Source organism: Halalkalibaculum sp. DA3122, from assembly GCF_043951865.1.
In the GTDB taxonomy this organism is placed as follows: domain Bacteria; phylum Bacteroidota; class Rhodothermia; order Balneolales; family Balneolaceae; genus JAMQKA01.
In genome coordinates this window covers 1-11,494 of record NZ_JBINJF010000053.1, presented here as the reverse complement: position 1 = coordinate 11,494, position 11,494 = coordinate 1, and the positions used below count along the sequence as shown (strand labels likewise).

10 protein-coding genes are annotated in these 11,494 nt (G+C 46.4%); all 10 read right to left on the bottom strand.

Going from position 1 to position 11,494, the window contains the following annotated elements:
• Nucleotides 1-519: 519 nt before the first annotated feature.
• Nucleotides 520-1,596 (bottom strand): hypothetical protein, encoded by a 1,077-nt coding sequence (locus tag ACG2F4_RS18560; protein ID WP_395262444.1) that lies wholly within the window; start codon nt 1,594-1,596, stop codon nt 520-522.
• Nucleotides 1,597-1,665: 69 nt separating this feature from the next.
• Nucleotides 1,666-2,343, bottom strand: a complete 678-nt coding sequence (locus ACG2F4_RS18555; RefSeq protein ID WP_395262443.1) for a PIG-L deacetylase family protein — start codon at nt 2,341-2,343, stop codon at nt 1,666-1,668.
• Nucleotides 2,336-3,322: a methionyl-tRNA formyltransferase gene (locus tag ACG2F4_RS18550; RefSeq protein ID WP_395262442.1), complete on the bottom strand. Its 987-nt coding sequence runs from the start codon at nt 3,320-3,322 to the stop codon at nt 2,336-2,338. Before ACG2F4_RS18550 ends, ACG2F4_RS18555 begins: the two co-directional genes overlap by 8 nt.
• Nucleotides 3,322-3,918 carry a sugar transferase gene (locus ACG2F4_RS18545; RefSeq protein ID WP_395262441.1) on the bottom strand — a complete coding sequence of 199 codons (597 nt, stop codon included), beginning with the start codon at nt 3,916-3,918 and terminating at the stop codon, nt 3,322-3,324. The genes ACG2F4_RS18550 and ACG2F4_RS18545 overlap by 1 nt, the downstream gene beginning before the upstream one ends.
• Before the next feature lie 182 nt (nt 3,919-4,100).
• On the bottom strand, nt 4,101-4,970 hold the full coding sequence (locus tag ACG2F4_RS18540) for a sugar-transfer associated ATP-grasp domain-containing protein (protein ID WP_395262440.1): 870 nt from the start codon (nt 4,968-4,970) through the stop codon (nt 4,101-4,103).
• 290 nt (nt 4,971-5,260) lie between these two features.
• A complete protein-coding gene (locus ACG2F4_RS18535; RefSeq protein ID WP_395262439.1) occupies nt 5,261-6,406 on the bottom strand; it encodes a hypothetical protein in 1,146 nt (381 codons plus the stop codon).
• 202 nt (nt 6,407-6,608) lie between these two features.
• The gene (locus tag ACG2F4_RS18530; protein ID WP_395262438.1) at nt 6,609-7,769 is read right to left on the bottom strand and encodes a glycosyltransferase family 4 protein; all 1,161 of its coding nucleotides are present in this window, start codon (nt 7,767-7,769) and stop codon (nt 6,609-6,611) included.
• A complete protein-coding gene (locus ACG2F4_RS18525) occupies nt 7,747-8,886 on the bottom strand; it encodes a glycosyltransferase family 4 protein (RefSeq protein WP_395262437.1) in 1,140 nt (379 codons plus the stop codon). Before ACG2F4_RS18525 ends, ACG2F4_RS18530 begins: the two co-directional genes overlap by 23 nt.
• 54 nt (nt 8,887-8,940) lie before the next feature.
• Entirely contained in the window at nt 8,941-10,017 is a 1,077-nt protein-coding gene (locus ACG2F4_RS18520; protein WP_395262436.1) for a glycosyltransferase, read from the bottom strand.
• Between the two features lie 57 nt (nt 10,018-10,074).
• Nucleotides 10,075-10,962, bottom strand: coding sequence for a hypothetical protein (locus ACG2F4_RS18515; RefSeq protein WP_395262435.1), 888 nt, complete (start codon nt 10,960-10,962; stop codon nt 10,075-10,077).
• Nucleotides 10,963-11,494: the final 532 nt, after the last annotated feature.

Genomic DNA, 11,494 nt, shown 5'->3' with positions numbered 1-11,494 from the left:
TACATCATATTTTACAGGCCATTGTATGTAACAGGGTGTAACGTGCCGCGCGATTTGCCCTCCAGCTGCGTTAAAGGGAAAATCGCCTGCTCAACGTACGAAGGTACGTCTGCGTGGCTATTCCCTTCGCCTTGCCGAAGAACAAATTTCTTGGTGAGGTAAATCCGGGTTAGCACATAGAGGAGCAGAACCTTGATCGAATTCTTGCTTCTATTCAAGGCTTCCTAAAAAACCTGGGAATAACTCCCATTGCAGTGGTATTTTTTTATGAAAAAAGGAACCAAAAAATAACCGGCTGTAGCTTCGTTATCGGTTATCAGGAATTAGCTAATTTATTGCTTTGACAACTAAGAGGGCTTTGCCCCCCAGTCTTTGTTGTGAGGGAGTTCTACTCCCGTTTAAAAGGTCAATAGGGTCGGTGGTAAGCCACCTCTCAACACAATAGTATATTCTCAAATCCAAGGATTGACACCTTTAACATTTAACCTGTAACTTTTAACTGATAAAATCCAGCACCTGCTATTCGCTGGAATCGAGCAGATCTGTCTCCCTCATCACAATCGGTTCGGAGTCGACGTCCCGCAGAAATACCAGTGGCTCTTCGTACCTGTAATCGATTCTTTTCATTCCGCTGCCGTTGTTTGAAAACATCGCGTCCAGCGTATCTGCCGGAATATTGGCGCCCCCCGCTGCTATCGAGGAGGTAAAGGCGACATGACGGATGTTGATCTCCGTAATCTTTGGTTGCCCATCGGCATCCTCCTTGTAATCAACGGTAAAAATGCCGTTAAGCCCGGTCTCCAGCTCTTCTGATATCGATTCCAGGGCTTTCCTGGAGCGGCGGATCAGCCCGGGCTCGTTGATGAGCCGCCCAAACGCGGTGTTTCCCGTAATCCCCGAAGGAGCCACCTTGGCCATAATGTAGTTCACGCGTTCAGCACAGGCCGTTCGTTTCAGCTCTCCGTCAAAATAGAGCATCTTGCACGCCATGTTTCTGCCGGGCAGGTATTCAGTGGCAATAAATTCATCCACTCCTTGATTGATGGAGATCCATTGATCAAGGGCCGGGGCAGATTCTATTTTCAGGGAACCGAGTCCGCTGGACCCTTCGGTACTCCTGATCCAGAAAACTTCCCCTATTTGCTCGGCCACCGCTTGATAGCTATAGGATGATGGATCAATTTTGCGATACCTCGGTATCAACGGCGAATCGGTCAGGTATTCATGCAGTCGATGCTTGTTAACCAGGGCCATCGCCAGGGTATAATCCGGCAGGTGCGTCAACACGTCTCGCGAAAGCCGGGACCGGTTGCGGGCCCATTCAAGGACCTCCGCTTCCGGTAATACCACCGCGGCATGAATATTCTCCCGCTCAATAATATCGTTGATCGACGACCAGTAGCTCTCATCGTCGGCCCGGGGTACCGTATACCCCGCATCAAACAGGGTGCGATCGTACAACCCATAGGCAAGCCGGTCACAATCTACCCCCACAAACCGATATGAGGCTGCAGTCTCTTCCGTTGACAGTTTAACCGCACGTACAAATGACCGAGGGGTGGGTCCGCCAACGCCGGTGACTAATATATTCTTCATGGTATCGTTGTCTGTAGTTCAGGATAATTTCACTATTGAATAAATCCTCAAGGAGGTATTTAAAATCCATTACTTAATTTCACGTACCAGCATAAAAGCTTCCGCATTTTCCACTCCCACCGTGGATCCCCTGTAATTTGATATCGCTTCTATGGCATGCAGCGAACGGGAGTGGGGGAACGTCTTGATCTGCGTGCTGTAACATTCAAACGCTTCAAGCTTTTTATCAAGGAATGCTCCAATATCTTCAAATACGGTCGGGATGAACGCATCATCCCCAAAAGGGGGAGCCCATTCTGTTTCAGAAAGCGTTTCATAGGCATATATGGCGCGTACCGGGCAGTCGTCTATCGGTCTTGCAGCCACCAGCGAGGCCTCATAGGTTATGCGGTGATCTTTATGAATGTCACCCCGGTGAGGAATATAAAGCGTGGTGATACCCAGCTTGGTAATCAATTTATTTAACTCCATAGAGAGTTTATATGCAGGAATTGAATCCAGTTTGGGAGCAGGGAAATCCAGGAAAAACGTATCCTTAACGCCCAGTATGTTGTGCGCCTCCAACGCTTCTTCCCTCACTTGTTCAGTGCCTTCCCGTGGAAAAATTTCCGGGGCTCCCAGGTGCCCGTTGGTTATAATCGCTACATAGACGGGATACCCTTTTGAAATATACTTTGCCATAATTCCGCCGCACCCCAAAATTTCATCATCACAATGGGGAGCTACAATAAGTATGTTTTCATTCATCAGACAGCCGCTTTTCCAGTTTTACAATTTTGTTGTTTAGTTGTTCGAAGCGATATTCCTCCAGCGAACCAAATTGTTGTCCCACTCGCAGCTCATCCGGCGCAATACCTCTCAGCTCATGCAGCCACAGCAATCCATCGCCGGCCTGAACCAACACTCCCTTTTGTGGATCTTTTTTGAGAATACGTCCCGCCACTCCGATATAATTGAGCTCTGTTTCAACCGAGGCCCGGTCGATGATGATTTTTTGCCCCTTAATACAGGCGAATGCCCCCGGCAGCGGGCTCGACACGGCCCTGACCAGCGTGACAATGGACCGGGCGGAATCTTGCCAGTTGATCCATCCATCCTCCGGATTTCTTTTCCCCAGGTAGGTGGCGTCTGCATGGTTTTGCTCCCTGGCCTCAACAGTTCCGGCCTGCATCCCAGGCAACAACTCATCCAGGCAGGTGCCGATCGCCCCGATTATTTTATCGATGACGTCCTGGGCATAATCCTCTTCCTCTACTTCAAATGGCTGCTGAGCCAGGATAGGGCCATCGTCCATGCCTGCTCCCATTTTAAAAAATGTAGCCGCGCCCTTTGCTTTTCCCAGTATGAGCCAGGCTACCGCGCCACGTCCCCGGCCTTCCGGCAGTCTGGTCGGATGAAACCCGATACATCCCGATGACGGCAGGCTCAATAATGGCTCTTTTACCAGCTGGGAAAGGCCAACCACAAACAGGTAGTCCGGCCGCCACTCATCGATAAAATGGCGGACCTCCCCTGCATTGATATCTGTGAAATATCGAAAGTTGCCAAATCCCTCCTGTTCACACTGTCTTTTTAAATCAACAAAACCACTGACGTTCCCGGAGACCGAGGGATCCAGCCCCAGCACTCCCACAACATTCATATCGTGTTCGAACAGTTTTTCCAGGGTTTTACGACTGCTGTTGACGCTCCCTGCCAGTGCAATCCTGGGGTTTGATTCAGTCATTACTGCGTTTCTCTCAATTTTAGCGGTTCATTGATAAATTTTTCTTCACCCAAAAAGATAATCAGTACCGTTCTCAGAATAATCTTCATATCATTCAGAAATGAAACATTTTCAACGTATTCCAAATCATATTTGTAGCGCTCACTCCAACTGATATGGATATTCCCACACACCTGGGCAAGGCCCGTCATACCCGGGCGAACCGAATATCGTCTTTTTTCATCCACGTTCATCTCCTCAAGCTGCTCCTGTATGCTGGGCCTGGGGCCCACAAGCGACATTTCTCCCTTGCATACATTGATCAATTGTGGCAACTCGTCAATTTTGAACCTCCGCAGGTAATACCCGATCCTGGTAACGCCTTCCGCTTTCCCGATCACTTTCTGTACACTTCGTTTTTTATCGGTCATCGTCCGAAATTTATAGACTTTGAAGAGCTTCAGGTTTTTACCTAAGCGGTCTTGTATGAAAAAAACCGGTCCCCGGCTGTCCAGCTTTATCAGCAACGCAACCAGAATAAAAAGGGGCAACAATAATAACAATAGCAGCAAAGATGCCAGAAGATCCAGGAATCTTTTAAAAAATCGGGCATACATCTCAAACCTTCACATTTTGGAAAAAATTAAAAGCCGTATCGACACCAACGCTTTCTCATCTTTATCTTTGATTGCCAAAAGTATTCCTTGAAAATTTACAAACAGTCTCGATCTGCTTTTGGATATGGCCGGGGTTTATTTATTCTACAGGTAATTTTACTCTCAAAAAAACATTAATTTCATCACTGCTTTACGTAGTTCATCAACTGTGACTTAAGGCCCTTTTTAACCGGCAGCTGCCACAGCAGCTTGCACCAGTCGTGATTTCCTTCAATGAGGCCCGGACCTTTATCAGTAACCACCACATCCCAGCCTATCGACCTGTTTTGGGGATGAGCCAGGGCCGCCTCATGTACCATGGCAAGAACTTCGTCCCAAAAGGGCACCTGGAATCCCGGGATCTTTACGTTGGTAACCGGATGGAACTCCTGTTCCGGTTTTGTAATATCGCTGTACACCGCGGGTCCGCTAACGCGTCCGGTAGCCTCATCAATGGGAGCCGCCAGGTTTCCTGCGGCCATATTATCGACCGATGAATTGACAGAGATTCGCAGCCGGCATCCCAGGATATCTACTTCTCCCCTGTCATCCAACTGTGTAATCGCGCGTATCGTATTCACCGCAGAAGGGGAAAGCCGGTTCATCTCCGGGTGTTGTTCAATAAACTCCTCCACCAACCCAAAGTTGTTCTCTTTCATAAACGTGACCAGGCCCTGGCGGTCGAAACCCTCACAGTTCATAATTTTAACCTGTGCTCCACACTTTCCATCTGAAACTTTAAAAACCAGCTTTCCAGACGGGTTGGAAAGGATTGACTCTGCGAGTTCCGGATTGTTCTCAAGATCTTCCACATCAGCCACCTGGTGAATAAAAAAATCGCCGTAATGCTTGTAAAAAAGCGTCTTGTTATCCAGGATATGGCGGCTATTTCTGGGATTCATTTTGAGCTGATATTCATACATTTGGCCCATCCCTGCCCAGCGCTCGCGTTCCTGTTTTGAGAGCTCAAAAAAACGAAATTGGAAATACTCCAGGATGGAAACATTGTACATAAAAACGGACTTTAGGATGTCGGAGAGGAGCGAAAACCTGGATCTACCCGTTAATTCTGCTGCATGATCCAGGAAAAGCGAAAATTTTTCCCTGTCTAGCTGTTTGAGATAATAACCCAAGTATAAAACTCTCTTTAATTTCATTTTCAAAAGTCCATTTTTTAATCATTTGCTAAATCAATAGCATCACTCATTAAAAACTAACAAAAATAATCAAACTCTGAATTATTTTATTCTAATTTATTTCATCATAACTGCCCAAAGCAAACCCTGCCAGTTACGCTTATATTTTATTTCGATGCGATCAATTTGCCCAGTTCATCCGCCGCCATAAACTCTGCTTCCGGCCACCTTGCCGTAATTCCCGCCAGCAGTGTTTGAAGTGCCTCCAGTCCGATTTTTCGATTTTTTTCATCTATATGCCCGCAAAAGTTAACCCGGTGAGAACTGATAATTGCGGGACGATGCCATCGGAACGCCGCCTCAATCTGCATCAATGCATGGTCTACCCAGTCTACACCGCGATTTTGCGTGGGTTCAAACACTACATTCCGAACCAAAAACAGTTGCCCGTGCTTATTTTTCTTACCGGTATAATTAAGTTTAGTCCGGTATGTACCTTTGCCCTGGTGCTCTCTTTTTATCATGGGAGTATCAATAAAATGGACGTCATTTTCCTTTAACACTTTATGAATGGACGAGTGCTCGCGTCCGCCGGGTGGATTAAAGTGAGTTGCACGGTATCCAAACACCCGCTCAAAGGCATCGAGTCCATCAACAATTATTTCACGGAATTGATTATTCTCATTGACATCCCAAAAATCAAAGGCCGCCAGGATGGAAACTGTTTCATATTCCTCTGAAGATATACGCGCGCAGGACCTGTTTTTAAGGGCTGTGAGTAACTTCTCATCTCGCTTTTGCAGTTTTTCGTTGAACAATTTCAGGTTCAGATGCTCGCGCCCGTGGAATTGCGGCTGCAATAGTCCCTTCCGGATGCCCTCTTTCCAGAGCCTCCACGCCCCTTTGTAGGCCTCCGGCTGTTGGGCGGAGAGTTTTGAATAGGTCTCAGGGAGCATTTCGCCGTGATATTCCTTGTAGCCGGTCTCTCTCACTTTTTCAAAATTGATGTTGCACGGAACGGCAAACGGGGTGAAGATCGCGTGGTTACCATTTTTATCCTTTACCGAGGTCAACACCTCATATAACATCTCCAAATCGCCCCTGTTTTCCAGCGAATCGTACAGGTCAAATCCCTTGAAGGGTGATAATACCTGCAACCCCTCCTGCTCCATGCGTTCACGGGCCTGCCGGGAATCAAGCCGGACATTGCCGTAATCATCTACGGAGAACACAACTATTTTGCGACGGGTCCGCCAGCCCACCAGGTTTTTGACATTACACGCAACCCTGTTTTTCATCTTTGAAAGAAACATAAGAATTCTAATAAAACTTGTTAGAAACCTTTGCAGGTCCTGCTATTTTTTTGGAGTTAGTTGTACACCGACCCAATTGACCTTTTAACGGGAACGGGAGTACAACTTCCTCAGAACGAGGAATTGAGAGTTTTACAACCCCTCTGTTAGTTACCTGGCATGTACCGGTTGACCAGGCAGACTATGTTCAATGTTGTCCTTGTCATGCGTCGGAACTCAGGTATTGCGCTACGATTTTATCCGCGTTGGAACGCCGATAATTTTTTGATGCCCGCTGTGCATTTTGAGCATATTTTTCATGCAACTGCTTATCCTCCTTTAACGCCAGGATAAAGTTCACCGCTTCTTCAAGCTTATCGTGTGGCACACACCTGGCGTGGTTATACTTTGTTGCGTAGTCGTGCAGCTCAGAATCGTCGGAAGCGACGTACAGTGCCGGGATACCGTAACTCATCAGGTTGTATGACTTGCTGGGGACGCTCCCCTTTGAGGTGGCCTCATCCAGGATCACCACTCCCACGTCGGCGGCCGACAACGAGTATGGAAACATCTCGTCAGATTGAAATGGCAAAAACTGGCAGTTGGGCAACGCCTTGTCTTCCACCAGTGATTTGAGATGCGGAACGCGCGGACCACGTCCAATGATCTGGAACAAAATTTCCTCGTGGTTTTTCATCAATTCCGCCAGCTGTACCATCACCTCCACGTTGTGAGTCAACCCGATATTACCTGAATACTGAACAACAAACGTATCAATAAGCCCATGTTTTTCGACAAACGGATTGTCCTCCTTTTCAACTTTCCCGTTTGATTGAAAGATTGACCAGATCGGGGATACCCGTATCCTCTCCGGTTCAACATACTGGGAAAGAAGGGTTTTCATTTTCCCCCCTATCGTGAATAACTTGTAGGCCCGGCGGAAGGCAACGCGGTTTAGTTTCGCCCAGATCCTGTAGATGGGATGGGATTCCTCCATACCGGTCACTTTGAAGATATCCGGGTAGACATCCCATATGAGCATGCTGCACCGGTTGGGTAGTGCTACAGACATCAGGTACGCCATGGGCGGCAGCGAGATGAAAAATACCTCGTATTTTCGGTACCGGAACAGCAGCAGTCCGTAGATCTGAACGCAGGCCCAGAGATAGGAAAGCAATTTTTTATAAGCCGGGCGTTCTACCCATTTGTTAATGTTGGAGACCCCAATTGAGGGTTCCAGCTCCTCCCCCTGAACATGGATGCTTCCGGTAATCAACTCCACCGTTTCCACCCTTTGGGCAAACGCGTTGCACAGCCCGATGGTCAGGTAGTTTGCCGCCTGATTCACAACGACAATCTTTTTATTTTCTTTCGTTTTCGGCATTGGCCAACTTTTTGCAAATAGTTAAATATTGTTCTGCTCTCTCCCGGGCCGTAGCAAAAATCCGCTGTTGTTGTATCCCATTCTGCACGAGGGTTGTTTGCAACCGGGGATCTTCCACCAGGTTAATAATCTTTTCGGCAAATGCGTGCGGATCCATCGGGTCCGCGTAAAGAGCGGCATCTCCACAAATCGTATGGGCAAACCCGAGGTCGGATGTAATAATCGGCTTCTCCATTTTCATCGCTTCGGCGTAAGAAGCGGAAAAACATTCAAGCAGCGTGGGCAGGAAAAGGGCATCACACTCCTGGTACAGCGATGGACCCTCCTCCGGTTTTACGGGACCAATATTGATAATCGTTCCATCCATCTCTTCCGGAAAATGCTTCCTGTAATCATCCTCCGGAAGCGTCAATACAAACCGGATGCGCTCTTTTATGGCTGCCGGCAGCACGGTAATCACATCGGGAATAATCTCCAGGTTTTTGTGGGGATACCAGGCCGAGAGCGTTAGAAAACGAAACTCACCATCTGTTTTTTCCGGCAGTTTGTTTTTCTCATTCCGGGGACTTTCATAGTATTGGCTGAAAGTGTTGGACACGGTATAGACTTCATCCGTTTGCAGCCACTTCTGCAGACGCCGGTTTACATCCTCCGTTTGGACAACATAGGCATCTGCGTCCCGCTTAAAAAAGTATTTCAACACGGCCCCTTTCAAATACCACTTTATTTTTTTACAGATTGACATTTTTGAAAAGAATGGAGAATCCCTGTAAATATGATGCGCCCGGTTAAACCCAACCAGGTGAGGGGCCTTTGGACGCCAATAGGCGGGTCCTGTGGTTGTAAATACTATATCCGGCCGAATTTCCATCTCCAGTTCCCTGAACTTCTGGTCCTGTGATTGCAAACTAAATACGCGTGTTGCCGGACGATAACCGATATTGTAAAACATAAAGTTTGCAGGAAATTCTTCCTGGTTTACCAATTCAGATAGCATCTCTCCAAGCACGACGTGAAACTCGTGTTCCGGAAACCTGCGGCATTCCTCAATAAACGAGCCGGCCACCTGAACCCCTCCCCCTTTATGTGTTGTCGCCGTATTGATTAATAATTTCATGTATTCATGCCTTTATATTTAAAGCAAATGCCGAAGTAAATTTTATATCATACCTTAAGGTGTTATAAACTCATAGAACTTGTCTGCTATTGAGTCTACAGTAAATTTTTCCATGGAACGGGTAGCAGATTTTGACATCTGCGCTCTTAGATCTTCATTACTCATCAGTTCCTGTAGTCTTTTTTTGAACATCTCCATGTCAAACAGATCTACCAGGAAACCGTTTACTCCATCCTCAATCATGTCAGAAGGCCCGGCCACGCAGTCATACGAGACGACTGGCAGTCCCGCGGATAACGCCTCTCCCACAACATTGGGAAACCCCTCGGAGCTGGAGGTAAAAGCAAATATTTTGCTCTTCAGGTAATACGACTCAATATTTTTCTGGTAGCCCTCCAAAGAAACCGAACTTTCTACGTTCAGCTCTGATATTAACGCTTGTAACTGGGTAGAAAGATTCATTTTCTTGGCGTCTCCCCCGACAATCACAAGTCTCCATCCCTTCGGATCTATTTCAGCAAACATCTTTATGAGTTGATCCAGGTGTTTGGTTTTGATCAGCCGTCCAACAGTCAGGATAATATTTTGTTTTTTAACAGCCTCATCCGACTCAATTTTGCGAACCGGGTTGCTTATGACCTGTATATTTTGATTCCATTTTTTTGCATTGCAGACCTGTTTGGCTACTTCGGTTTGTGCAACATAACCGGCTGCCCCGGGGTACAGCACGCGGCGCAGGTGGTTGTGAAGTTTCCCCAGGTCCTTGTCCGGCTGACTTCGATCAGAAACATATACCGGATAGCCGGAACCGTATAATGAAAGCAAGACTAAATTATTCCACATCTCCCCGAAGCTCAAAACTGTATCGGGATTAATCTTTTTAACACGATTTCGTAAAAAAATCATCGTTCTCAGTGTATCAACAGTCCGCCTGGCGTTGTTAAATTCAAAACCGGGTTTATGGACAGTCACGGAAGAGGATATATCGTAAATTATTTCACGCCTGATTCCGATCAGGATAAGATGAACCTCGGTATTCTCTCTTTGAGTAAAATCGTTTGCCAGTTGCGACATGACCCGCTCCATTCCTCCAATTCCCAGCGAGTGAATGACCAGTGCAATTTTCTTCATTCTTCCGTTTTTCCCAGTAATGTAGAATTTAGTATCTGTGAGTTTAAGCCTCTCCTGTCAGGTATTTATTCCACTCCAAAAGGGGAAGAGCTGGTCGATCCAGCGTGCAAATTTTAGCTGCCTGGGCGTTAATCGCTTGTATTCAAATCCAACGCGGGGATTAATCTTTAAACTTTCCTTTAGCCGGAGCGCATTACCCGCCAATATATGGTTGGGTTTAAAAGTATCATCGCCGTTCAATGTTGCAAACAACGGGTGAATATTTCTCAAAGACTCCGGCTGCTGTACAAAATTTTTATAAAACACTTTTTGGGAATCCTCTCTACCGCAGAAAATTTCAGCAACCATATTGGTGGCGATCCAGTCCCGGACAACTTTCCAGGTTTTCCGGGGTGGATTGTCCTCTTCAATACCTGCCTTAATATTTTTGGTGGCAAATCCTTTAGAAGAGTTAATCACTCCTGTAAAATCACGACACAGGTGGATAACCTGGAGGTCTACAATCTTCGACAGCACTGCAATGCGCTGGGGAGACTTTGATGAATCAATAATAACCGACTGCCCCGTCACATCTCTGATTGCCTGTAGCAAATGCAGCGTAGCAAGGCAGTAATCCCTGAAATCAGCGGAGGGGCGATAAAAACTAAACAGGGCATGCAGCGTTCTTTTATTCCGTTCATAATGCCATCGAAGTTGCTGGTAGCGTTGATAGCTTATCTCTCGTTTAGCTTCCCAGCTTTTGATAATTTCCGACCATACCTCACATTCAGGAATCTGAGTATTGCACGAGCAATACTCTTCCATAATGGTCTCCCGTGTAATATTTGTGAGTTCACCGGCGCTAAAACAGCCTTCAAGTGATCCAAGAATGATGTCCAAAAGGGTTGACCCCGAATGACCATTTCCGGTAATAAATATAACTTGTATTGAGGTATCTTTTTCCATCTGTTCCTCTTTTATATGGCCTCTCTAATAGACTATATTTTATAAATGACTTACCCTCTTCCACAAAAAACTTACCACAAGTATCGAGTTAAATGCAAACCATCCCAATATAGCCTTTACCTGGCTAGTCTCTCAGAACTTTATAGTGAATTTTAAAAAGATGCCGGTGGCACGAAATCCAAATTGCTTAAAGTTGAGAGTTGCTCTCATATCTCTTGATTTTTGAAAGAAGAGTACCAGCAGTCCTCTTTAAAAATTATGTATAGGTATGCAAATCAACCAGTTAAAAAGTTTTAATTCATCGAATATAGATATTTCTCAGGATCTAGGTTACGAGATTCAATCAATTTATTTTGAAGCATGTCCTGACATCGACCGACGGCTGAATAGCAAAACAACACTGCGTGAACCATATATGATCAGCCTATCTTCGACCGCTCCCGTTGAGGTCCTGTTCGGTGATGGTGATCGGGATGCTTTGGAGGGTCAGCTCGGGCACCTGCGGGTTGGTCACCTCCAGCCGGTAGGTGCC

Bases quoted from the DNA above. Each gene is read 5' to 3' on its own strand.
- ACG2F4_RS18560 (WP_395262444.1), bottom strand. From the start codon at position 1,596: ATGAAGAATATATTAGTCACCGGCGTTGGCGGACCCACCCCTCGGTCA.
- ACG2F4_RS18555 (WP_395262443.1), bottom strand. From the start codon at position 2,343: ATGAATGAAAACATACTTATTGTAGCTCCCCATTGTGATGATGAAATT.
- ACG2F4_RS18550 (WP_395262442.1), bottom strand. From the start codon at position 3,322: ATGACTGAATCAAACCCCAGGATTGCACTGGCAGGGAGCGTCAACAGC.
- ACG2F4_RS18545 (WP_395262441.1), bottom strand. From the start codon at position 3,918: ATGTATGCCCGATTTTTTAAAAGATTCCTGGATCTTCTGGCATCTTTG.
- ACG2F4_RS18540 (WP_395262440.1), bottom strand. From the start codon at position 4,970: ATGTACAATGTTTCCATCCTGGAGTATTTCCAATTTCGTTTTTTTGAG.
- ACG2F4_RS18535 (WP_395262439.1), bottom strand. From the start codon at position 6,406: ATGTTTCTTTCAAAGATGAAAAACAGGGTTGCGTGTAATGTCAAAAAC.
- ACG2F4_RS18530 (WP_395262438.1), bottom strand. From the start codon at position 7,769: ATGCCGAAAACGAAAGAAAATAAAAAGATTGTCGTTGTGAATCAGGCG.
- ACG2F4_RS18525 (WP_395262437.1), bottom strand. From the start codon at position 8,886: ATGAAATTATTAATCAATACGGCGACAACACATAAAGGGGGAGGGGTT.
- ACG2F4_RS18520 (WP_395262436.1), bottom strand. From the start codon at position 10,017: ATGAAGAAAATTGCACTGGTCATTCACTCGCTGGGAATTGGAGGAATG.
- ACG2F4_RS18515 (WP_395262435.1), bottom strand. From the start codon at position 10,962: ATGGAAAAAGATACCTCAATACAAGTTATATTTATTACCGGAAATGGT.